This is a genomic window from Paenibacillus vortex V453, from assembly GCF_000193415.1.
GTDB classification, from domain to species: Bacteria; Bacillota; Bacilli; order Paenibacillales; family Paenibacillaceae; genus Paenibacillus_AQ; species Paenibacillus_AQ glucanolyticus.
The window spans coordinates 65,138-88,183 of the sequence record NZ_ADHJ01000036.1 but is presented as its reverse complement, the minus strand read 5'-3'; the positions used below and the strand labels follow the sequence as shown (position 1 = coordinate 88,183).

13 protein-coding genes, 4 pseudogenes and 3 riboswitches are annotated in these 23,046 nt (G+C 49.2%); of the genes and pseudogenes, 8 read left to right on the top strand and 9 right to left on the bottom strand.

The window, feature by feature from the left end; genetic code table 11:
• Nucleotides 1-49 precede the first annotated feature (49 nt).
• Nucleotides 50-1,708: a YcdB/YcdC domain-containing protein gene (locus PVOR_RS17695; protein WP_040680733.1), complete on the top strand. Its 1,659-nt coding sequence runs from the start codon at nucleotides 50-52 to the stop codon at nucleotides 1,706-1,708.
• Between the two features lie 105 nt (nucleotides 1,709-1,813).
• Here the strand turns inward: PVOR_RS17695 and gcvPB are convergent.
• The 3 pseudogenes from gcvPB to gcvT all read right to left on the bottom strand — a co-directional run bounded on the left by gcvPB (nucleotide 1,814) and on the right by gcvT (nucleotide 5,731).
• Nucleotides 1,814-3,273, bottom strand: a pseudogene (gcvPB, locus tag PVOR_RS17690) (aminomethyl-transferring glycine dehydrogenase subunit GcvPB).
• A pseudogene (gene gcvPA / locus PVOR_RS17685) lies at nucleotides 3,270-4,620 on the bottom strand (aminomethyl-transferring glycine dehydrogenase subunit GcvPA). The pseudogenes gcvPB and gcvPA overlap by 4 nt, the downstream one beginning before the upstream one ends.
• Nucleotides 4,617-5,731, bottom strand: a pseudogene (gene gcvT / locus PVOR_RS17680) (glycine cleavage system aminomethyltransferase GcvT). Before gcvT ends, gcvPA begins: the two co-directional pseudogenes overlap by 4 nt.
• A gap of 112 nt (nucleotides 5,732-5,843) precedes the next feature.
• Nucleotides 5,844-5,949: riboswitch (glycine riboswitch) on the bottom strand.
• Between the two features lie 3 nt (nucleotides 5,950-5,952).
• Nucleotides 5,953-6,054, bottom strand: a riboswitch (glycine riboswitch).
• 188 nt (nucleotides 6,055-6,242) lie between these two features.
• Nucleotides 6,243-6,364: riboswitch (glycine riboswitch) on the top strand.
• A 176-nt stretch (nucleotides 6,365-6,540) separates the two neighbouring features.
• On the opposite strand from gcvT, the gene gcvH reads away from it, so the two are divergent.
• On the top strand, nucleotides 6,541-6,930 hold the full coding sequence (gene gcvH, locus PVOR_RS17675; RefSeq protein WP_006210786.1) for a glycine cleavage system protein GcvH: 390 nt from the start codon (nucleotides 6,541-6,543) through the stop codon (nucleotides 6,928-6,930).
• A gap of 102 nt (nucleotides 6,931-7,032) precedes the next feature.
• Here gcvH and PVOR_RS17670 read toward each other — a convergent pair whose 3' ends face one another.
• Nucleotides 7,033-7,950 (bottom strand): DMT family transporter, encoded by a 918-nt coding sequence (locus PVOR_RS17670; RefSeq protein ID WP_006210785.1) that lies wholly within the window; start codon nucleotides 7,948-7,950, stop codon nucleotides 7,033-7,035.
• Nucleotides 7,951-8,050: 100 nt separating this feature from the next.
• Between PVOR_RS17670 and PVOR_RS17665 the strand changes: the two are divergent.
• From PVOR_RS17665 to PVOR_RS17655, 3 genes and pseudogenes are all read left to right on the top strand, one after another.
• Nucleotides 8,051-9,507 (top strand): annotated as a pseudogene (locus tag PVOR_RS17665) (aminotransferase-like domain-containing protein).
• Nucleotides 9,508-9,940: 433 nt separating this feature from the next.
• A complete protein-coding gene (locus PVOR_RS17660; protein WP_006210784.1) occupies nucleotides 9,941-12,007 on the top strand; it encodes a catalase in 2,067 nt (688 codons plus the stop codon).
• Nucleotides 12,008-12,259: 252 nt separating this feature from the next.
• On the top strand, nucleotides 12,260-13,540 hold the full coding sequence (locus PVOR_RS17655) for a histidine--tRNA ligase (RefSeq protein ID WP_006210783.1): 1,281 nt from the start codon (nucleotides 12,260-12,262) through the stop codon (nucleotides 13,538-13,540).
• A 102-nt stretch (nucleotides 13,541-13,642) separates the two neighbouring features.
• Here the strand turns inward: PVOR_RS17655 and PVOR_RS17650 are convergent, their stop codons facing one another.
• From PVOR_RS17650 to PVOR_RS17635, 4 genes are read right to left on the bottom strand one after another with little or no spacing between them, the layout of a single operon-like run.
• Nucleotides 13,643-13,843, bottom strand: coding sequence for a CLC_0170 family protein (locus tag PVOR_RS17650; RefSeq protein WP_006210782.1), 201 nt, complete (start codon nucleotides 13,841-13,843; stop codon nucleotides 13,643-13,645).
• A 12-nt stretch (nucleotides 13,844-13,855) separates the two neighbouring features.
• Nucleotides 13,856-15,049 (bottom strand): Ger(x)C family spore germination protein, encoded by a 1,194-nt coding sequence (locus PVOR_RS17645; RefSeq protein WP_006210781.1) that lies wholly within the window; start codon nucleotides 15,047-15,049, stop codon nucleotides 13,856-13,858.
• 4 nt (nucleotides 15,050-15,053) lie between these two features.
• Nucleotides 15,054-16,178: a GerAB/ArcD/ProY family transporter gene (locus PVOR_RS17640; RefSeq protein ID WP_006210780.1), complete on the bottom strand. Its 1,125-nt coding sequence runs from the start codon at nucleotides 16,176-16,178 to the stop codon at nucleotides 15,054-15,056.
• Nucleotides 16,179-16,181: 3 nt separating this feature from the next.
• Complete coding sequence (locus tag PVOR_RS17635) at nucleotides 16,182-17,780, bottom strand: spore germination protein (protein ID WP_052649297.1); 1,599 nt, start codon at nucleotides 17,778-17,780, stop codon at nucleotides 16,182-16,184.
• A gap of 289 nt (nucleotides 17,781-18,069) precedes the next feature.
• Between PVOR_RS17635 and PVOR_RS17630 the strand changes: the two genes are divergently transcribed.
• On the top strand, nucleotides 18,070-19,851 hold the full coding sequence (locus tag PVOR_RS17630; RefSeq protein WP_006210778.1) for an ABC transporter substrate-binding protein: 1,782 nt from the start codon (nucleotides 18,070-18,072) through the stop codon (nucleotides 19,849-19,851).
• A gap of 415 nt (nucleotides 19,852-20,266) precedes the next feature.
• Here PVOR_RS17630 and PVOR_RS17620 read toward each other — a convergent pair whose 3' ends face one another.
• Nucleotides 20,267-21,190: a cation diffusion facilitator family transporter gene (locus tag PVOR_RS17620; protein WP_006210776.1), complete on the bottom strand. Its 924-nt coding sequence runs from the start codon at nucleotides 21,188-21,190 to the stop codon at nucleotides 20,267-20,269.
• Between the two features lie 260 nt (nucleotides 21,191-21,450).
• On the opposite strand from PVOR_RS17620, the gene PVOR_RS17615 reads away from it, so the two are divergent.
• Both PVOR_RS17615 and PVOR_RS17610 read left to right on the top strand, forming a co-directional pair.
• Nucleotides 21,451-22,554 (top strand): threonine aldolase family protein, encoded by a 1,104-nt coding sequence (locus tag PVOR_RS17615; RefSeq protein ID WP_006210775.1) that lies wholly within the window; start codon nucleotides 21,451-21,453, stop codon nucleotides 22,552-22,554.
• Between the two features lie 32 nt (nucleotides 22,555-22,586).
• Entirely contained in the window at nucleotides 22,587-22,823 is a 237-nt protein-coding gene (locus tag PVOR_RS17610; RefSeq protein ID WP_006210774.1) for a hypothetical protein, read from the top strand.
• Nucleotides 22,824-23,046: the final 223 nt, after the last annotated feature.

The following is a 23,046-nucleotide window of genomic DNA, read 5'->3' as shown; positions in this document are numbered from 1 at the left end:
ATATCATAAATCAGAACTTTCTAATAGAGAAGGAAACGGAGTGGAGATTATGCCGATGGATATGACCGCCCTTCGGACGGCAGCTAGAAAAATAACATTCATACCTGAGCATTATAGACTTGTTATGGAGGACAATACCCCTAAGGGTTTTAATGAAAGAGCAAGAACGTTTATTTGGGAGGATCCTCAGCTTAAAGATCATAAAATCGAGGTATCTTTAAGTTTGAAAACCGGACAGCTGATGAGGCTGGAAATCGAACAGGAGTCACATGAATCGATGGAGGAGGCTGTTGCAATTGAACAGGCGAAGAAGGCCGCGAAAGCGTTCATGAGCAAGTTTCATCCGGATCATAAAGTGTTGACCTCCCTTCACGCTGAGTTTAAGAGAAACCGCTATGATGTCGAAATCAGGGCCGAAGTAGGAGGATTGCCTCTGCCTAATACCGGATGTGAAGTCAGACTTGATCAAAATTTAAATGTGGTCCGATATCAGGCGGACGAATACACGGGGGTGGAACTTCCCGGTTGGCCTTCTGAAATCGTCACCCCTGAGGCAGCGAAGGAGCGGATCATTCAGGAAATACATATGGGGTTAATCATTACGACATTATATCCGTCAGTTTACGAACTGGAAGGGAATGAGGAGCAGCATCGTCTGGTCTATGAACCGGCTCAAGGACGTCGCAAGATCGATGCCGTGACGGGTGAGCCCTTGTTTGCTCTGCAGCACGATCTGCTGCCGCCTACGGTTCCCATTCCCCCTGCTCATGATGAAATACAGCAGCCGTCCAAAGAGACTGAAGAAGCATTGCTTGAGGCGATGGCTCATTCAAACCCCGAAACGGAGAATATGTCCTTGGATGGATACACAAGCCTGATTCGCTTCTGGGAGGCACAGCTTGGGATAGATACCGCAAGGTACGTTCTGGATCGGCCCAGAGGAGACGAGGAGAACCTAATTCTGTACTATTTTGAAAAAAACCTCGCGAACAATGAAGCTGGCGCGGATCAGGAGAGTTGTCCCACAACGGACCCGTTATCCGTTGACGGATACATGGAAAGACGATGGGGAGATGCACTTCGAAACTTTGATGCAGCTTATATGGTACATATTGATAAATCGACGGGCCATCTGGAAAGGCTGCATTATAAGCAAAGGAGCCCTGAGGGTGAAGCGGTGTTAACGCGTGAGCAATGCTGGAGGGTCGCAGAACGATTCTTGCAGCGGTTCTTCCCTGAATATGCGGCATACTTGCAATTGGAAGTGGAGTGGGATGAAGAGGAGTCGGTAGCGGATCAAGAGCTTGAGGAAGAACAAGGCGCAGCTGAACCGCGCAAGCGGGAGAACTTCCATCTACCGTTATTTGTTGATCAATACAGGGTCAGGACCGAGCGTGTTCATATCAGCGTAAGTACCATTACAGGTGAAGTCCTTATCTACCGCACTGTGTCGAAGGAGAGAATTCTAGAGCTGGAGGCCTGCCGGTTTGAGTCCATGGTTTCGCCCGAGGAGGCGCTTGCCCGTTATGCGGACCATCTCGAAGTATCGCTTAGGTGGTTCATTGACGGTGACGACAACACATCATGCTACAAATTAATCTATGATCCCGTCTACAAGAGGAGAGCAGAGCTGGAAGGAACAACGGAAGAGCATGTACTGGAATTTATCGATGCCGTGAACGGAGAGCCTTTGTGGATGAAGATGTAGTGTATTATAAATGTTCATATTATGCCGTATCACAAAAGAAGGGTGCCCCAATCGCCAGAAACTGGCGAGGGACACCCTTTCTTGTATAACAGCTCAAACTCTATATTAACCGCAAGTGCAGTTCAGAACCGGTTTGCGTGCAGCGGTTGTCTCGTCAAGACGCTTCACCACGGTTGTATAAGGTGCGTTGATGACAACCTCCGGCGTGGTTTCAGCTTCCTTGGCGATCTGGATCATCGTGTCGATGAAGCCGTCAAGTGTTTCCTTGCTTTCTGTCTCGGTCGGCTCAATCATGATGCATTCTTCTACGTTCAGCGGGAAGTAGATGGTTGGCGGATGATAACCAAAGTCGAGCAGCCGCTTGGCAACATCAAGAGTACGTACACCGTATTCTTTCAGCTTTCTGCCGGACAGGACGAATTCGTGCTTGCACAGCCCCGGGTAAGCGACCTCGTAGTATGGAGCCAGACGATGCATCATATAGTTGGCGTTCAGTACGGCGAGTTCAGAGACGCGGCGGAGCCCGTCTGGACCGTAGGTGCGAATATACGTGTAGGCACGAACCAGGATACCGAAGTTGCCATAGAATGCCTTTACGCGGCCAATCGACTGGGGCCTGTCGTAATCCCAATAGAAGCTGCCGTCCTCGCGTTTGGATACAATCGGTTTTGGCAGGAACGGAATCAACAAACTCTTCACACCGACAGGACCAGACACCCGGACCGCCGCCGCCGTGCGGGGTACTCATTGTTTTATGCAGATTGAGATGGACTACGTCAAAACCCATGTCGCCTGGTCGGGTAATACCCATAATCGCATTGGAATTGGCTCCGTCATAATAGAGGAGACCGCCTGCCTCGTGCACGATTTCCGCAATTTCCACGATCTGCTCCTCGAACAGACCCAGTGTGCTTGGATTCGTCAGCATCAGGGCGGCCGTGTCGTCACCAACAACTGCGCGCAGAGCATCCAGATCCACCATACCGCGCTCGTTGGATTTGATCGTGATGGTGTCGTAACCGGCTACTGTCGCACTGGCTGGATTCGTACCGTGTCGAGGAGTCGGGAACAATCACCTTGGTGCGCTTCTCGCCGCGGCTCTCATGGTAAGCACGGATAAGCATAAGACCCGTCCATTCACCGTGGGCACCCGCAGCAGGCTGCAGTGTTACCTGATCCATGCCGGTAAGTGCCGCCAGATCGTTCTGAAGGGTATAGAGCATCTCCAGAGCCCCCTGAATGCTTTCTTCAGGCTGGTACGGATGAATCTTGGCAAACCCGGCAAAGCGGGCAACATCCTCATTAATCTTCGGATTATATTTCATGGTGCATGAACCGAGCGGGTAGAAGCCGTTATCGATACCGAAGTTTCGTCTCGACAGCTCGGTGTAGTGCCGTATCACATCTACTTCGTATACTTCCGGCAGCTCAGCCGGATTGCTGCGAAGCAGATCTTCTGGGATGAGGGATGCAGCGTCCACTTCCGGAACGTCACACTCAGGAAGGGAATAGGCGACACGCCCCGGCTTGCTGAGTTCGAATATCAATGCTTTTTCCGGTTTCATATGATCGCCTCCAGTTCGCCAATGAATTGGTCGATTTCTTCCTTCGTTCGCCGCTCGGTTACGGCAATCAGCATGCATCCTTGAAGCTCGGGATAGGAGACACCGAGATCATATCCGCCGATATAACCTGCACCCAGCAGCTTCGAGTTGAGCTCCTTGATGTTAGTCCCTTCTGGCAGCTTCACTACGAATTCGTTAAAGAAGGGAGAGCTGAATGGAAGGGAGAGGGACCCATGGGATGCACGCTCAGCAGCATAATGGGATTTGCGCACATTGAGAAGAGCTGCCTCCTGCATGCCCGCTTTGCCCAGGGTGGACATATAAACGGACGCACACAAAGCGAGCAGGGCCTGGTTCGAGCAGATGTTGGACGTTGCCTTCTCGCGGCGGATATGCTGTTCGCGCGCTTGCAGGGTTAGCACGAATCCCCGTTTGCCGTCCTGGTCAACGGTTTGACCCACAATACGACCGGGAATCCGGCGCATCAGCGGCTCGGATACCGCAAAGAAACCGCAGGTGGGTCCACCAAGAGATGCAGGAATACCAAGCGGCTGAGCATCGCCGACCACAATGTCGGCCCCAAGGACGCCTGGAGATTCCAGCAAACCAAGGGAGAGCGGATTAACGCTTAGCACAAGGAGCGATTTTTTCTCATGCACCAACGGTTCGATCGACCTCACATCTTCAATGCAGCCGAAGAAATTCGGCGATTGCAGAAGTACGGCCGCTGTATCTTCTGTAATCGCGGCAGCGAGAGCTTTCTGGTCGGTAACCCCATTCACAATGCCGACTTCAACGACTTCCAGGTCGAGGCCATGAGCCGACGTGAGAACGATTTCCCGTGCTTCTGGATGAACAGCGCGGGAAATGACGATTTTCTTGCGTTTAGTCGCCCCGCTGGCAAGCGCTGCAGCTTCGGCAAGTGCCGTAGATCCGTCATACATGCTGGCATTCGCGACCTTCATGCCGGTCAATTCGCAGATATAGGATTGAAATTCAAAGATTGCTTGAAGCTCGCCCTGACTGATCTCCGGCTGGTAAGGCGTATAAGCGGTATAGAATTCGGAGCGGGAGATGACATGATTGAGCACAACGGGAATATGGTGGTCATATAAACCGGCGCCCAGAAAGCTTGTATAGCGATCAAAATCGGCGTTGCGATCCGACAGGCTGCGACATATGCTTCAGAAGTTCCGGCTCACCCAGTCGTTTCGACATAGGGATGACTCCGTTGTAACGGACAGCTTTCGGGATATCGGCAAACAGATCCTCGATCGTCTCCGCACCGACTGCGGCAAGCATGTCGGCCTGATCTTGATCGGTCATAGGCAAGTAACGATGCTTCATGATAAGGCAGCTCCTCTTTTGTAGAATGGTGTCTTAACCACTTTGGCTTTTAACTTCTTACCGCGGATTTCCACCCATACCTCGGAATCCAGGCTTGTATAGGCGGTTTCGATCAGGGCCAGGCCTAGATTTCTCTTGAGCGTTGGGGACTGAGTACCGCTTGTCACTTCGCCGATGGGTTCGCCTTCACTGTTGAATACAGGATAATGGGAGCGAGGAATGCCGCGGTCGATGAGTTCTATGCCGACAAGTTTACGCGGTACACCCGCATTTTTCTGCTGCTGAAGCGCTTCCCGACCGATGAAATCACCGCTGTCCAGCTTCACGAAGAAACCCAGGCTGGCTTCAAGCGGAGAAATCGTGCTTGAAAGTTCCTGCCCGTACAATGGCAATTTCGCCTCGAAGCGAAGTCGTATACACGGGCACCGAGTCCAGTTGGAATGAGTCCATGAGATTGTCCAGCGGCTAACAGACCACTCCAAATGGCAGGTGCATCTGCAGCGGAGCAGTAGATTTCGAAGCCATCTTCCCCGGTGTAACCGGTCCGGGACAGCAGCGCTGTCGTGCCGAATACTTGAGCGTTCTGAATAAAATGGAAGGAAGGGAGCTCGCTTAGTGTCTCGGAGGTAGCCTGCGCCATGATGTTTACAGCGTCAGGCCCCTGAATTGCAATCAGCGCTGTCTCTGCGGATACATTCCGGATTATGACATCACCCGCAAGATGATCCTGAAGCCACTGGAGATCCTTGTCGATGTTGGAGGCATTCACAACCAGCATGAATTGATCCGCCGACAGTTTATAGACAAGCAGATCATCAACCGTACCACCGTTGTCGTAACACATTAGGGTGTATTGGGCCTGACCAGCTGATAATCGGGTTACATCATTCGTAGTCATCTTCTGGATAAAGGCTTCAGCGTCTGCTCCTGTGACGATAAATTCGCCCATATGGGAAACGTCGAACAGCCCAGCCTGCTTGCGCACAGCTTCATGCTCTTGAACAATGCCGGAAAATTGCACGGGAAGCTCCCAGCCGCCGAAGTCGATGCAGCGAGCCGAAGGAAAATCGGAATAAAGCGGGTAGAGCGGTGTACGTTGTAATGAACTCATCTCTTCACCTCTTCTAATTGGCATGATTAAGGGGGGAACACCAAAAAAAGGACAGGCAGAAGGATAACAAGAGGCGCTCGAAAAAAAGCCCGCTCATTAAATCATCCTTCTGCTCTGTCCTTTGTACCTGAGAGTTACCCCACATGTCATGTTAGTATTGTGTAAAGCGTGTGTGAGTTTCCCCGTGGGTGATTCTGCATTTAGAATTCTCTCCAGAGGTGCGTCCGGTAAAGGTCCTTTTGCCTGAGAGATTCACCGTGTTACGGCTTACTCCTTCGGCGTTACCTGTCAATCCTGTTGGTAATCTCTCCCGCTACCATCATCCGCGTGAAAATATATTGAGTTGTAATGATCTTCCTATGTTCTTGTGATTATTATAAACGTCTTTCTCCATAAAGTGTCAACCTTTATTTCACTTAAATATTTTCAATGCTAAAATTTTTGTCAGATATCTTGACATCGCCTCGTCCCTGTTTTATTCTGTGGGAGAATAAGCCAATCGAATATGCGGATGACGATGGATGGGAGAGACCGCCGAAAAGGGTATTGCTGCCGGGCGGCACCGAAGGAGCAAACCGTTGTGCCTGCCGGGCTGACGAGTAATCTCTCAGGTAAAAGTACCGCCATCTGACGCAGCTCTGGAGAGTGCGCAAGCCACCCAAGGGGAAAGATAAGACCAAGGCGACACGTGGTCGATCACAAACTCTCAGGTACCGAGGACAGAGAGAAGGCGAATGCCTTTTTTGTGTTCTTTTTTTCCATTTATTCACCTTAATTTCATTTCTTTAAGAAAAGAGGAGTATCCGTAAATGAGTGAAATCAGAGAGAATTTGGTGTACAGCGACGATCATGAATGGGCATTGAAGGTAGAAGGAAACGTGGTGCGCGTCGGCATTTCCGATCATGCGCAATGCCAGCTGGGCGATATCGTATTCGTTGAGCTGCCTGAGGCAGGTGCTGCGGTTTCCGCAGGCGATAGCATTGGTACAATTGAATCGGTAAAAACCGTATCAGAGCTGTATTCCCCTGTATCCGGAACCATTACCAAAGTGAATAATTCACTGGAAGACCAGCCGGAGCTTGTAAACGGAGAGCCGTACGATGGCGGATGGATTATTGAGGTTGAGGTGGAGGGTGAGCTGGAGGAAGCTCTCGGGAAGCTGCTGACTGCTGAATCTTATCGTGCGAAAGTGGACTAACAATTGAACCATAATCTGGGATATTAAAACATAAACAGCTGCGCGTTCGTAACGAAGGTTACGAGGTGCAGCTGTTTTAATTTTTTTCTCCAAGTGCTATTTCTAAAGCGTGTTCGACGCCAAGCGTCTTGCGCTCATGCGTGCTCGAAGTTCGGGAAGATTGATGACGACGATCCCGCCAATAATCAACAGACTGCCAAGGATTGAATAGAGTGAAATGCCTTCAGCATACAGGAGCACGCCCAGTCCCAGTGCTATAATCGGAGAAACAAACAGCCAGGTGGAAGGGAAAAACGCATTCGTTGCTTTCAGCAGCCAGGCATACAGGCTATGGCCCAGCATCGAGCCGATGATCATCAAATACAATACAGAGCCTATAGCAGGCAGGGTCAGAATATCATGCAACCGAACTTGTTCACTGAATACCGACAGAAGCAATAACGCAGCTCCGCCATACATCATCTGGACCGCATTGATCGTGATCGGCGAGATATCGGGCATGTCAAATGACAGTTTGCGGGTAGCCAGGGAGCCCACGCTATATCCGATCTCCCCGATTAGAATGACGATACAGCTCAGAATCCAAATCATATTGCTCCCCAGCACCAGATTTGGCATGATGAGCACGCAGACCCCCGCAAAACCGACGGCGCATCCCCAATAATCGCTGCGCCGGGCTTTTTTCCTCATCACAACCGATTGAACTATCAGAATCATCATTGGACCTGTTGCCGACAGAATGGCAGCGATTCCTGAAGTTATATGCTGCTCAGCCCAGTACAGTGTTGCAAATGTCATAAACGTGCTGGTCATTCCAATCAGAATGAACTCCTTGCGCAGGAGCAGGTTCAACTTCACTTTACGCTGTGATATCATCCACAGGAAGATGAGTGCGCCCGCCAGAAGGAATCGAATCCCTGCCGAGAAAAAGGGCGGCAGTCCGGCTTCAACGCCAACCTTGATGGCGAGAAACGTTGTGCTGAAAATAGCGCACATTAGCAAGTAGTTGAAAATAATCATGCAGCATCCTCCTTTTTCTATACTATAATGGGTAGTTAGTAGACCAGATCGCTAGAAGATAGAACAGATGCGCCAATGGTACAGATTGGGGGAAACATCTATGGAAATCACAACGGTGGGAGCTAAACATGAAAAACGGAAGCTGCAGCAATCTGTCTATGACGCTATCGTGGATGGCATAACCCAAGGTGAGTGGAAGGAACTGGACAAGCTGCCCTCCGTGCGAGTGATGGCCGGGAGAATGAACGTTCATCGATTGACGGTGCTGAAGGCTTATCAGCAGCTGCTGGAAGATGGGATTGTTCATGTAAAATACAAATCGGGATATTTCGTATCGGCATCGGAATCGGCAGCCGCCGATGCATCGCCAGCATCGCATCGGGACAGCCGATCATGGGATTATCAGGCCAGATCGCTGTATGTCCATCGCAGCCGGTTATCTGACATTCACAGGCAGCAAGTGGATTACCAAATGTCCGAAGCCCTGATTGATCCTGGTTTGCTGCCCAATGCCTACCTGTCCAATCATGTCAAACAAGTGTTTGATATGTATCCGAAGGTGCTGAGCACTTATTCCTCGGTGTCCGGAGATATAGAGCTGCGAGCGGAATTGGCCCGGTATTTTATGGAGAAACAAGGCATAACGGTACATCCGGAAGAACTGCTGATCACAACGGGCTCTCAACAGGCAATTGACTTGATTTCACGTTCCTTGGTGAAAGACGGAGATCGCGTATTGATTGAACGGCCGACATACAGTCCGGCGATTGATTTGTTTGTGCAGCAGAATGTGAAGCTGCTTCCCGTCGAGATTGCGCCGCAAGGATATGATCTCGAACAGATCGAATTTCTTATGCGTACAGAGCAGCCGAAGCTGTTCTATATGAACCCTACATTTCAGAATCCCACGGGATATACGGTTCCCGTCAGACAGCGCAAGGCGCTGGTTGAATTGGCGGAACGGTATCAATGCATTTTGGTGGAGGATGAGGTATATCACGAACATCTATTTCGGAGATCCGCCGCCGCTGCCCTTTTTTTATTACGATACCGAAGGGTATGTCATTCACATTCGAAGCTTCAGCAAATAGTGTGGCTCCCGGCTTGCGAATATCGGTGCTGGCTGCCCGTCCGGAGCTGATGAATGCCATTATTCCGATCAAGGCCCTTTCGGACAATGGAACGCCGCTACTGACCCAGAAGATATTCCAGCATTATTTCTTCTCCAGCAGGCTTCAGGAGCATGTGGCTAAGCTTCGAATTGCGCTGGAGCTTCGTAAAGCCAGAATGGAGAAGCTACTGGAGGCTACGGATTGGCGATGGACCAGCCCGGGAGGAGGGTTGAATCTGTGGATAGAGCTCCCGAACAACGTCAACGTGGATGAGTTATTGCGGCAATGTCTTGCTGAGTCGATAGCCTTTGTTCCCGGGCGTATTTGTGATCCTCTGGATAGGATGGATTCGTGGATCAGGCTCAGTTATTCGTATATCAGTGAGATCCAGCTGGAAGAAGGTATCAGGCGTCTGATTCAGATAGCGGATCGTGTGAAGGTATAAGAGATACACAGAATCAATGCATCTGCCATCAAGTGACAGGGCAGCAGAGTCGGCTGAGCCGGACTGAGTGGATTGAGATCATTTTTTCTTCTGTATGGTGTCACAAAACATGCTCCAATCTCGTGTTATGTGCAAATCGCATATAAAAAAGGAGATGGACCGCCAGCATCGGAGGTATGAACTACTCATGCCGGAAGGCATGCGGTTCAGGTTATAAGCAGTCCAGCTCTTCGGAGTGGGCTGCTTTTTTGGTTAATACCGGTGGGGCTGGAACCGCTGGCGTTCATTCCATGAGCATTTTATGAAGGAATGATGAAACTGGATTCGCATTCCATTTTGCAGGGTAATTAAATCTCGGGTTCACGAGCGGATCTGTTGCCAATCGCTGCACTCGTCAGATGCTCATCTACTACATACCAGGAGGTTCCGACAAATGGACAATTCAAATTCCAATCCGAATGTTAACAACCAGAACAAGACAAGCAAGGACCAACAGCTGGAGCAATTCACGGTAGACAATGACGGCAAGAACTTGACAACCAATCAGGGACTGAACGTCTCTGAGGATGAACATTCGCTTAAAGTTGGTGAACGCGGTCCGACATTGATGGAGGACTTTCACTTCAGGGAAAAAATGACGCATTTTGACCATGAACGAATTCCGGAGCGGATCGTGCATGCCCGCGGTTTCGGGGCACATGGTTATTTTCAGGTATATGAATCGATGAAAGACTATACAAAAGCCAAGTTCCTTCAGGATCCTTCCGTGGTCACACCGGTATTCGTCCGTTTCTCCACAGTTGCAGGTTCCAGAGGCTCAGCTGACACGGTCAGGGATGTACGCGGTTTTGCGACCAAATTTTACACGGAAGAAGGAAATTATGATCTGGTGGGCAACAACATGCCGGTATTCTTTATTCAGGATGCGATGAAGTTTCCCGATTTCATTCATGCGGTAAAGCCGGAGCCTCATAACGAGATTCCGCAGGCCCAGTCCGCTCATGATACCTTCTGGGATTTCGTTGTTCACAACACAGAAAGTGCGCACATGATTATGTGGGCAATGTCCGACCGCTCGCTCCCGCGAAGCTTTCGGATGATGGAGGGCTTTGGCGTGCATACCTTCCGTTTCTTGAATGAGGAGGGAAAAGCGCATTTCGTGAAATTCCACTGGAAACCGGTACTCGGCACACATTCCCTCTTATGGGACGAAACGCAGAAGCTGGCAGGGAAGGACCCCGACTTTAATCGCCGTGATCTGTGGGATGCCATCGAGTCCGGGAATTATCCGGAATATGAGTTTGGCGTGCAAATGATTCCGGAGGAGGCCGAGTTCGATTTTAACTTTGATATCCTCGATCCGACGAAGGTATGGCCTGAAGAGATCATTCCGGTAAAAATCATCGGCAAAATGACACTGAATCGCAATACGGATAATTTCTTTGCCGAAACGGAACAAATCGCATTCCATCCCGGACATGTCGTTCCCGGTATTGATTTCACGAATGATCCACTGCTGCAAGGTCGTCTGTTCTCTTATACCGATACGCAGCTATCCCGGCTGGGCGGACCGAATTTTCATGAAATTCCGATCAACCGTTCCGTTGCGCCGGTTCACAACAACCAGCGGGATGGTATGCACCGCATGACCATTAATAAGGGACCGGTCAGCTATCACAAGAACGGCATCGCCGGCAATACGCCGAAGCCGGTTCCGCCTGAGAAAGGCGGCTACGAGCACTATACGGAGAAGGTTGAGGGACGCAAGGTCCAGGCCCGCAGCGATAGCTTCAAGGATCACTTCAGCCAGGCGGCGATGTTCTGGAACAGTATGTCGGATGTGGAGAAAATGCATATCGTATCCGCTTTCCAATTCGAGCTTGGCAAGGTGCAGCGGAAGGAAATCCGCCAGCAGGTCGTTGATCTGTTTGCTCATGTCGACAGTGATCTCGCAACCCGCATTTCGGAAGGCATCGGAACGATTCCTCCCCAAACCAGCGGTTCGGCTTCCAGTGAGTCTTCGCCTGCGCTGAGCATGATGAATACGGTAAAGCTGCCCTTAACGCGTAAGGTGGCTGTGCTTGCAGGTAACGGATTCACGGACGAGTTGCCGTTTGTGTTATCCCAGCTGCAGCAAGCGGGCATCATCGCCGAAGTGGTTAGTCCGAAGCTGGGGACCATTAAGGGTAAAACCAGCGGGGAGCTGGAGGTTCAGCATTCCCTCCTCGGGGCTGATTCGGTCTTGTTTGACGCGGTGCTTGTCGCAGGGGGCGCCTTAAGCGTGTCGGAGCTCCTGACTGAGCCGAAGACTCTCGATTTTATCAAGGAAGCCTACCAGCATTTCAAGCCAATCGGCGCTATTGCGGAAGGGGCTAATCTGCTGCCATCCGCAAATGGAGAAGGTATCGTGATTGCTCAGGAGAATGAGGAGCTTAAACCGTTCGGACAAGCCTTCATGGAGGCAATCGCTGCGCATCGTCATTGGACGCGCGCTATTTAACTTTGGGTATTGCTTGAATACAGGAATGGATTAAGGTATAATTCCCTTTAATCATTTATGGAGTGAAGGGGATTATATCATGATGAACATCCAATGGAATCAACTTCATCATCACAAGCAGCGTTAGCACACCTGTAACCAATCAGGGTGGGCTGACGCTGTTCGCGTTGGCCTCCCTGCCGCATACCAAGCGCGCGGGACCAAGAGGTCCGGCGCGTTTTTTATTTTCAGAAGAAGAAAGGATGATCTAAGGTGCAGAACGTAAAAGGGACATACGACTATTTTGGCAAGGAGCAGGCCGTTCGGCGAAAGGTGCAGTCCACACTGCGCGACGTGTTTGAGAGCTATGATTATGAGGAGATGGAATCCACCATCCTGAATGAGCGGGAACTGTTATCTTCGAAGTATGCAGGCGGAGAAGAAATTCAGAAGGAGATGTATCAGCTGACCGATCAGGGAAAGCGAGACCTGGGTCTACGATACGATTTGACGATTCCATTTGCCAAGGTGATTGCCTTTAACCCCGGTATCGAGCTGCCGTTTAAACGGTTTGAGATGGGGAAGGTCTTTCGGGATGGACCCGTTAAGCGGGGAAGATTGCGGGAATTTCTGCAATGCGATGTCGATGTGGTGGGGATTCCGGGTCCGGAAGCGGAGGTCGAGCTGATGCAGCTCGCAGTTGAAGCGTTTCGGAGATTGGAGATTCCGGTTCTCCTCCGATGGAATAACAGCCGATTTTTGGGGGAGGTACTTGAATCGATGGGCGTTCCCGCAGAGATGAAATCAACGGTAATGCTAACGCTCGACAAGATCGAGAAGATTGGCAGGGAAGGAGTTCGGCAAGAACTGGTGAGCAAGGTGCTGGCTCCTGAGGTTTGCGATCACATCCTTGAGTTTGTTGATCTTAAAGAGCCGTCCTTCGAACAGATTGTCGGGAGATACCGCGTAGGCGACAACCCCGGTGCACGTGAAGTCCAGATGCTGCAAGACATGCTGCAGCGAGTAGGGCTTGAGCAGGATTGTGTGTTCGATCCATTTCTTTCACGCGGATTGTCTTTCTATACGGGTACCGTATATGAAATCTTTGATGTCTCGGGCAGCTACCGTTCAAGCCTGGGCGGAGGGGGACGATATGATGCCATTATCGCACACCTCGTCGGAAGGGATGATATTGCCTATCCGACGGTTGGGCTGTCGTTCGGAATGGAATCCATCATGGAAATGATCCGCAACCGCCCAATGGGAACGAGCAAGCCGCAGGTGATTGTTATTCCGATAGGAGATGCCATTCCGGAAGGGCTTCGAGCAGCTGCAGTCCTCAGAAACCAAGGATTACGTACCGAATTCGCTCATAACGGACGGAAATTGAAAAAGACGCTGTCGAAGGCCTCTTCCGATGGCATCCCGTATGTCATTCTGATCGGCGAAGAGGAAGCGGCTGCGGGACAGGTGCGATTGAAGGATATGCACGAGAATACGGAGGTTCAGATGCGGCTTGAAGAAGTCGTGGCATTCATGAAGCAGAATTCATGAATCAACACGCATGAACCAAGCGGTTTGCATCAGCTTGGATACACGAAGACCCCGCATTGCCGGAAGCGGCAGCGCGGGGTCTTTCCATCTACATACCATCGGTCAAGTATGAAATATCGTAAAGTAACTCCAGATGGCAAGGACGGACAGCACGATCAGCAGTACTCCTAAAATGATGGAATAGCGGTACTCCTTTTTCATATTTCTTGCTTTATAATTTTTCCGGTCAACCGTCAGCATCATTAGACCCGACCCAAGGAGCATCACGCTTGCATAAGCTGCAGAGTTAAACACAGAAACCATATCAATTCCCCCCTAATCTACCTTCATGCCGACTCTTCTTATATCGGAGCTCACATGAATAGTGTACGTCATGTTGGAGTACAACAGGGCCCAGTCATTTTTGTCACGAATGTGTTTGTGCCAGTAATCCCGGTTGTTTGCTCTTACGATCTCACCGAAACCTATAATATCCGATTTGTCTTTTTGAGTTTTCTCAAGTAAACTCGTGATCATTTCTTTGACAAACCGGTTAAATCCCCTCTCAGCCATGTTCAACTCTTCCTGATCGTCCATCCCTGGCTTGGGACTGTATTTCTCGGCCAATTCAGCCTGGATTCGGACGTTTATCGTTGCGTGAGGTTTACCATTCCGTATGTCGACTTTGATGTTGGACTGGCGCTCTGTAGCACGGATCGTAACAAATCCAATACCCGGAACATTGTACATTGCGGTATAACCCCCGGGATTAAATCCCTTAGCCGCCATGTAAGCACCGATTTCGATGGGTGTGGTCGTACCGACCAGCTTATTGGAATTAAAATAGGCCAAGCCTTTAATCAGAATGTTTTCTTTTTGACGAATCGATACGTAGGGCAGGTAGGCGTTCTGCCCCAGCTTCGATTCACTATTCCAATAGTTGGAGAGAGAATTCTTCGGGAACTTCCCCATGTCGGCAGCCTTCTCAAGCATGGCCAATAAATATAAGGTAGGTACCCGCTCTAATGGCGGAGCAACTCCCATTAAATCCGCCGCTTTGTTATCGGTTATCAGCAGCCATGTGGATCGGCGAACCTCCTGATTACGGCGCAAATAATCATTCAGATCGTCCATGCCTCTACGTGCAACGTTCTCATTGACAACAATGACTCGAAGATGAATCAATGACCGGGGATCCGCAATTTCCTGCTGCAGATTATTCATGGCATCATTAATGGTATGTCCCACGACACTAACCACCCAGACCGGTTCTTCTTTGCCCTCGGCCGAGCCTCCATTACCGCCAGGACCTAACGGAATACGGCCGGGTACGGCAATCTGCGCCGTTAATCGAATCATGCGATTGTCCAGCGGCGCTGCTTCTTCCCTGGAATGGGTAGTTAAATCTTCTGTACTGCTTGCCCCTTCCTCAGCCTCATCAATGCCAATCCCCAGAATCAAGGCCCGGTCCTCGATTTCAATTCGATCCCAGCAGCCTGTCAGTGAGAGCACTAATAAAACCAGAAGCATAAAGCTAATCTGTCTCTTGCACTTCGCTAGAATTCCCATGCGGTTCACCTCTAACTTTCCTCAATAAAGCCACGATCAGTAATATGAAGGGATAGCCTATGGTCAGCACCAGTCCGATTATTCCCACAATCTCCACAAACACGTACAAGGAAAACACGCTTTTGGGGATCATCGCCAGAATAAAGACGAAAGGGAGAAAGAAATGGCTAATGAAACGATGATCCTGACTTCCGAATACCTTCTGGGCACCATTAATCGATATATAGTAGCTTGCTGCGAGTGAGGTAAAGACCGAGACCACCCATACGATGATAAAAATAGCATCGAGGCGCTCCAAGGTGTCACCCGGAATGGTGGTGGCCCGCGCGAGTTCCAGAGTCGGCCACATGAGATGATTGATCTCATGCGGTCCGAATACAGCTACAGCGGCGCAGACAATCAGCATGTACAGCGTACCTGATATGAAAATGCCGCCCAGAAAGGATTTGATTGCTTTTTTTGGCGTTTGCATAGCCGGGATCAGCAGTGTAACGATAAAAGCCGGCTGGAACAAGGCGGCAATCGTTAATGCCCCTTTTCCGTATCGTGCAGGAATGTTCCCGATAATCGGCTGAAGATTCAGAAGTTCAGCATTTTGCAAGGACACCAGGACGATGGCAAGCCCCGGGACTAATATGAACGGGAGATAGAAGACATGGAAGTATGTGAATTTCAACAGCTTCTGTCTTGTAGCCATTACGACTAATATCATCATGGTGATAATGGTGACTTCTGTTGGAGTCCGCCGGAGGACGGCTGATGTAATGACTTCTCCGAATTCGCGCACCGCCAGAGCGGTCAGCAAGATGAAGAAGACGGCCAGACATGTATTAAACACATAAGCCAAGGGGCGCCCTATAATTCTCTGTCCATATTCGAAAATACTCTCACGAGGGAAGCGAATGCCCAGCAGCGTGAGCAGGAGCAAACCGATAAACGCGATTCCGATTCCAAGCAGTGTGACAAGAGGAGCCCCCGTGTTGGCTTCTTCTGCGGCTATTCGCGGCAGGGCAAGTATGCCCACACCAATAATGGCACTAATGACCACTGCACCGACCTGCCGCTCCGTGATATGTGAGGAAGCTTGCATGACTTATTCTCCTTGCTTGTTGGATTGAAGAACAGGTTCAGCTTTCGGCACTCCTTCGTAGCCTAATCGATCATCATCCAGGGTATGCAGATGGCTGGGCCGCTTCTTGAAACTCCAGAGCGGTCCTCGAATCAAGGAATCCTTCAGCCCTTGTTTGCTTACCGGAGTTACCGGGTTCATATATGGAACGCCAAACGAGTCAAGGAACAGCAGGTGATTCATGATGATGATCAGACCGATCATGAGGCCATAAAGCCCGAACATCCCACCGGCGATCAGCAGAGGGAATCGGAGCATTCGGATCGAGATGGCCGCATTGTAGGCTGGTGTAGCAAAAGAACCGATCGTGGTCAGCGCGATGACGACAACCGTGATCGGACTGGCAAAGCCTGCCCCTACGGCGGCCTCGCCAACAACAAGCACGCCGACAATGGACAATGCACCGCCGATCTGCTGCGGTAATCGAAGCGTCGCTTCCCGCAGCACTTCCATAGACACCTCGATGAGTAATACTTCCACAACGGCAGGGAAGGGGACACCGGCCCGCCCACCGGCCACGGCCACGGCGAAGTCTGTCGGAATCATCTCCGGATTGAAGGAGATAATGGAGACGTACAGGGCAGGAAATATAAGGGAGAAGACGATCGCCAGAAGCCGGATAAATCGAACCAGGCTCCCCATGATGAACCGTTCCGAATAATCATCCGTCACTTGATAGAATTGGTTGAACACCGCCGGAATGATAAGGGAGAAAGGGGACCCATCGACCATAATGATAACTCTTCCTTCGAGGATGGAGGCAGTGGCCTTATCCGGTCGTTCTGTGTTTTGAACCTGAGGGAATGGGGAGTAGGGATGATCTTCTATGAACTGCTCAATATAGCCGGAATCCAGGATGCCATCGATGTCAATCTTGGAAAGTCGTTTCTCCGCTTCCTTCAATAGTTTGGGATTGGCCATGCTCTCGATGTAACATAAGGCGACTCGGGTTTTCGTTCTTTTTCCAATGCGAACAATTTTTATTCGAAAATCGCCCACTTTGATACGAGCACGCAGCAGGGAGATGTTGGAATCCAATACCTCGATAAACCCGTCCTTCGGACCTCGAATGGAATGTTCGGTTTGGGGCTGCTCGATACCTCGTTTCTCAATTTGCCTTGTGTCGAGCACAAGGCCGCCGGGAATGCCATCGATGAGCAGCACGGTGCTGCCTTCTGTAATGGCATCCAGAATGTCAGCTCCATCAGATACCCGTGCCGTTTCGCTAATGTACAAGGTCTCATTCATCAGGGTGTCCATCAGATTATCCAAATGAATAGACTTGTCCTCCAGATGACGAGGCTTATACATCAGTGGTTTATGAATATCACGATATATGGATAGGGTGTCAACCAAGGTTGTGTAGTAGATGATAACGCCTTGAAATTCATTGAAAATATGCAGATGGCGAATTTCGATGTCGTCACTGTCTCCTAAGCAGGAGCGTACGATCATTAAATCAGACTCTAAGCAGCCCGTCAGTTTCTCTGGTGTACCAGGCGTTCTGCGAGTGGTCAGATTCGGATTTTTTTGCGGTTTTTTTCGATTTCTAAATCGTATCATGCGGATAACCACCTTATGATGTTGCTCTAGATACAGGTAGTCTTGCATGATTAAGGAAATTTATTCGTTCTGGCTTAAAACAACAAAAAGGCCGGTCGTGGAAAATAATGCTCTACGTTTCGAGGAGGTCCTTTATAACGTGTAGGAAGATTGTCCCATGCAAATATTCATTGAACTCGTTTTTGTCATGTTTGACTATAATTGATTTCTACCGAAAAGGCACTCGCGCTCCCATCGATCTCCGAGTAAAATAAAACGTATAGAATTTACCAGGAGGGAGCGGATTGCAATGCTGCACGAACAATATTTTATGCTGCACCAAAAGCTTGCTGTTAACGCTCCAGCCAGCATGGCTACGGAAGTAACACTTGAACAGATTGCCAACACGCTGTATTGTTCAGCTCGAAACGCCAAGCTGGTTCTGCGCAAGCTGGAAGAGAAGGAATGGATCATCTGGAAGGCAGGCCGTGGAAGAGGGATACGTTCCATGCTGACTTTTCAGGCGGATAAGGAAGCGCTGCTGCAGGAAGCGGCACAACAGCTCACGGAAAAAGGAGAATATAAACAAGCCTTTGAGCTGATGCGCAACTACGGTGAGGAAATCCGCACGCATGAGTCTTATGTGGAATGGATGAATGGGCATTTCGGGTTCTGCAAGGAGGAGAAGGAGGGAGAGGAAGCAAGGGATTCCTTGCGGCTTCCCGTCTACCGGTTAATTGATACGCTGGATCCCGCAGAATGCTACTACAGCTTTCCGGCTCATATGATCCAGCAGATATTCGACCGCTTGGTGATCTATGAGAACGCTACGGATCAGTATCTTCCGGCGATTGCACATCACTGGGAGAACAACAATGACGCAACGGTCTGGACCTTCCATCTTCGGAAAGGGATTCTGTTTCATGACGGCAAAGAATTAACCGCAGATGATGTGAAATTTACGGTGGAACGCTTGGGACGCAAAAGAAACCGCTGGATTTTACGCGAACTAAAAAACGTTGAAGTGGTCTCTCCTCGGGAAGTTCGATTTATCCTCAATAAACCGAATCGGATCTTTATACGGTATCTCTCTGCCACGTGCATGTCGATTGTGCCGCAGCATTTGCTCCGTTTCAATGAGGAGCAATACTGGAAGCTTCCTGTGGGGACGGGACCTTTTCAGGTAGAGGAATGGACGGAGGATCGATTGTCTATTCGGGCGAGTCCCTATTATTATCAGGGGCGGCCGCACTTGGACAGCGTCCAAATCATCTTCATGCCGGAAGATGCAGAGCACTCTGATGTCAGGTGGGAGCGGTTGCTGCAGGATTCGGATCCAAGCGATCCTACGGAAGAGATGAGTGGCATGGACACCGTTGAATCTCTGAACGGCTGTACCACCTTGATTACGTGGAACATGAGGAAGCCGGGGCCATATCAATCCATCGAATTTCGACGTGCTTTCAGCCTGATTCTCAATCGGTCCGGAATGGTACGTGAATTAGGGGAGTACAGACTGTATCCGGCCAGAGGTTTTCTGATAGACGATGGAGCGGCTTACCACAAAGATCGATTCGATCCGGATTTGGCTAAACAACTGCTGCAGCAGTCAGGTTATGACGGTTCCCCCATTCGAATGGGTTCTCTCGCTCATCATATGAAAGATGCGGAATGGGTTCAGAATCAATGCGCTGCCATTGGCATTCAATTGATCATCTGCGAAGAGAAGATGGACACCATTCACAAACCAGAAGTGATGAGTAATATGGATTGTATCCTGCAAGGTCTTGTTCTGCCTGGTGAAGAAGTATGCTTGATCGAAAATTACGAGCAGGAGGACAGCGTTGTCAAGGAATTCATGGATCCGTTGCTGCACGACTGGGTGAAAGAATGCATTGATGATGCGCTTGCCAGTGAGGAGTGCAAGGAAAGGCTGAATCTCTTGGCGAACATTGAGGAAAGGCTTCGGGAGGAGGCACAGGTCTCATTCTTGATTCATTCCAAGTTTCAAGCGCAGTTACATTCATCATACAAGGGTGTAGTCATCAATAATCTGGGCTGGCTGGATTTTAAGCAAATTTGGCGGGTGTGATCCGCCAACAAAAAGAGCAAGCGAGAACACCCTCGCTTGCTCTTTTTGATTTATAAAGATTTATGATGGCTTCTTCGTGATCTGCGTTTTCGAAAGAAGCCATAAAGCTTATCGAGAAGACGGACATTTTTGGCGGCGCGTTGGGATTTGCTTATTCCTGTCTCGTCATAAATAACGAATCTTCCCTGACGATCAAGTTCATCCAATCTTGTCTGTTGATACTCATGTAACTTCTCCAGCGTATATATATCGTTGTTCATGTGACCTCCCTGCAAGACATTCATAAATTCGCTTCATCCATGCGGAATGTCTTGATACTTTCATTATGGAGGTCCACCGAACTTGTAAAAAGGGTAAACATGAGCAGCAGATTTTCCCCTTTTAACGAACTACAGGGCTGCCGCAGGGAAGGGCTTTAGACTTTATTCTTCTTATGAACGATAGCGGTATTCTCAATCTGAATCGTGGCATGTTCGATGTGGAACTGGGTGTCCAGAAGGTCGATGGCTTGCTGTAAAACATCAAAGCTATCTATGTCATCTGCGATAACAACGTGGCAGCTCAAGGAGTCGAAATTGGACGTAATCGTCCAAATATGAAGATCGTGGATACCTGTAACCCCTGTAATGGATAACAATGACTTCGTTACGGCCTCTGGGTCTACGGATGCCGGTACCCCTTCCATTAAAATATGAACCGTATTCTGTATGATTCTCCAGGCACTTTTGAGTATTAATATCGATACCAGGATGGAAATTATGGGATCGGCAATATACCAGCCGAAAGCAATCATGACAATCCCGGCGACAATAGCACCCACAGAGCCAAGCGCATCCCCAATGACGTGAAGGTAAGCACTGCGGAGATTTACATTGTTCTTCACATCACCCGTTCGCATTAAGAACCAGGCACTGAGAAGGTTCGCTAGCAATCCGATAACGGCGATCAGCATCATGCTCCCGCTGGCAACAGTCGGAGGGTCATTGAAACGCTGGATCGCCTCCCACACGATAAATCCGGCAATGACAAACAATGCGACACCATTTAAAAGAGCCGCCAAGATTTCAAAACGGTAAAATCCATAGGTTTTATTCGGTGATGAAGGCTTTGTGGCAAACCATAGAGCTACCAAACTGAGCAATAAAGCACTGGCATCACTTAACATATGGCCCGAATCCGATAACAGAGCCAGACTATTGGTCAGCAATCCTCCGACAAACTCCAGAATCATGATGCCAACCGTGATGATCAAGGCAATGCGAAGTCCTTTCTTATTCCCTGACCGGGCATGATCATGATGGCTATGATCATGTCCGTGTTGATGGTTATGTTGATGCATAATCAAAAACTCCCCTTCCAAATGAATGATGTTAACATTTTGATTAAATGGTTGTAATACAAGCATGAATTAAATATGAGCATATGTTCATATATAATGTTATTTCTTTAATTAGGAGTTGTCAAGTTTTTCCGGGAATTATTCAATTGAAATTAATTTAATTCTCACTTGTTTCGTTATCTAGTATGCTTAAGGGGCAGGCGATTCATCATCCGGCACGGCCATATCCACTCAATTGAACAGAAGGAGTGACTGACCTTATGAACGAACAACATAAATCTCTTGGCGAAGCTTATAATGAGACTACATATCCATTGATTGGGCATAGCCGCAGGAATGTCGAGGTGTTATTGGAGGCATTTCAGCCTGTTGACGGGTCTCAGGCAGGAGATATGTACGGCAATGGTGCCGTTATTGAAGATTTTCAGAAGTTTATGGCAGACGAATTAGGGAAGGAATCGGTCGTGTTTTTTCCAAGCGGAACGATGGCGCAGCAGATTGCCCTGCGGATATGGTGTGATGAAGCCGAACTGAAACGGGTAGCGTATCACCCGCTGTGCCATTTGGAGATTCACGAAGAGGATGGGCTTAAGGAGCTGCATCAGATTGAGACAATTCTCCTTGCTGGCGAGGATCGTTTGATCACACTCGAAGATGTTCAGAATCTGAATAGCGACATTGCTTGTTTGCTGCTTGAACTGCCGCAGCGTGAAATCGGAGGGCAGCTGCCCGATTACGCGGAACTTGAGGCCATTTCGGCCTATTGTCGATCTCAAGGCATAAAGCTGCATCTGGATGGGGCAAGATTGTTTGAAATTACGCCTTATTATCAGAGAACCGCTGCAGAGATCTGCTCGCTTTTTGATAGTGTATATGTGTCGTTCTACAAGGGCATCGGAGGGATTGCCGGAGCCATTCTGGCTGGCGACAATGATTTCCTGGCTAAGTCCAAAGTATGGAAGCGGCGTCATGGCGGTGATTTAGTCAGTCTGTACCCGTATATCATCAGCTCGGAGTACTATTATAAACAGAGAATAGAGAAGATGGGCCGTTATTATGAAGAGGCCAAAGAGCTGGCTGCGATGTTTAATCAGTGTCATGCCGTTGTCACTAAGCCTATAGTTCCGGTATCCAACATGTTTCATGTGTACTTTCAACTGGGCAAGAATCAGCTTGAACCGATCCTAATGGATATTTACAATACGACCGGCATCGGATTTATCAGTTATCTTAAAGAGGCAAGTGAAGATCATTGCCAATCTGAGGTTCATATAGGGGAACGATACGGCAAGACGCCGAGGGAAGCCATTCAAGAAGCCTTCCGTGTGTTGAATGAGAAGCTGCTAGAGGCTGTGCAGCCATAAAAAGGACCTATATGGAGAGGAGCTCATGGAAAATGATCGCCATCGGCAAAGCAGAAATCGGGGATTTACCTGCAATACTTGACCTACAGCACGATGCTTACATGAACGCTGTTGAGAACCATTATAGTGATGTTAACCGGGCAGAGCTGTTCACAGGTCACAAAAGCACGAAAAATCTCGCATTTTACGAAAGATTAGGTTATACCAAGTTTAAGGAAAAGGTTATGAATCATAACCTGACAGTGATCTATTTAGGTAAAGATATTTAATCAGCGTGTAAAACAAATGGATCGTGTTGTTGATCGTAGCCTGAGGATATAGATCCTTAGGCTTCTTTTTTGTCACGTATACAACTATGCTTGTTTCAAGTTTTCCACATATTGATCCTGACTCGCGTATAGGGGACGAGGCCCGGGTTCGTACATCCCAAACTCTTCTTGATCCCTCTCTTCTTAATAGATAAGCGTCAGAGAATAGTGGTTACTTGTAACC

What these genes read in the sequence shown, in the direction of transcription:
- PVOR_RS17695 (WP_040680733.1), top strand. Translation starts at nt 50, where the DNA reads ATGCCGATGGATATGACCGCCCTTCGGACGGCAGCTAGAAAAATAACA.
- gcvH (WP_006210786.1), top strand. Translation starts at nt 6,541, where the DNA reads ATGAGTGAAATCAGAGAGAATTTGGTGTACAGCGACGATCATGAATGG.
- PVOR_RS17670 (WP_006210785.1), bottom strand. Translation starts at nt 7,950, where the DNA reads ATGATTATTTTCAACTACTTGCTAATGTGCGCTATTTTCAGCACAACG.
- PVOR_RS17660 (WP_006210784.1), top strand. Translation starts at nt 9,941, where the DNA reads ATGGACAATTCAAATTCCAATCCGAATGTTAACAACCAGAACAAGACA.
- PVOR_RS17650 (WP_006210782.1), bottom strand. Translation starts at nt 13,843, where the DNA reads ATGGTTTCTGTGTTTAACTCTGCAGCTTATGCAAGCGTGATGCTCCTT.
- PVOR_RS17645 (WP_006210781.1), bottom strand. Translation starts at nt 15,049, where the DNA reads ATGCTTCTGGTTTTATTAGTGCTCTCACTGACAGGCTGCTGGGATCGA.
- PVOR_RS17640 (WP_006210780.1), bottom strand. Translation starts at nt 16,178, where the DNA reads ATGCAAGCTTCCTCACATATCACGGAGCGGCAGGTCGGTGCAGTGGTC.
- PVOR_RS17635 (WP_052649297.1), bottom strand. Translation starts at nt 17,780, where the DNA reads ATGATACGATTTAGAAATCGAAAAAAACCGCAAAAAAATCCGAATCTG.
- PVOR_RS17630 (WP_006210778.1), top strand. Translation starts at nt 18,070, where the DNA reads ATGCTGCACGAACAATATTTTATGCTGCACCAAAAGCTTGCTGTTAAC.
- PVOR_RS17620 (WP_006210776.1), bottom strand. Translation starts at nt 21,190, where the DNA reads ATGCATCAACATAACCATCAACACGGACATGATCATAGCCATCATGAT.
- PVOR_RS17615 (WP_006210775.1), top strand. Translation starts at nt 21,451, where the DNA reads ATGAACGAACAACATAAATCTCTTGGCGAAGCTTATAATGAGACTACA.
- PVOR_RS17610 (WP_006210774.1), top strand. Translation starts at nt 22,587, where the DNA reads ATGATCGCCATCGGCAAAGCAGAAATCGGGGATTTACCTGCAATACTT.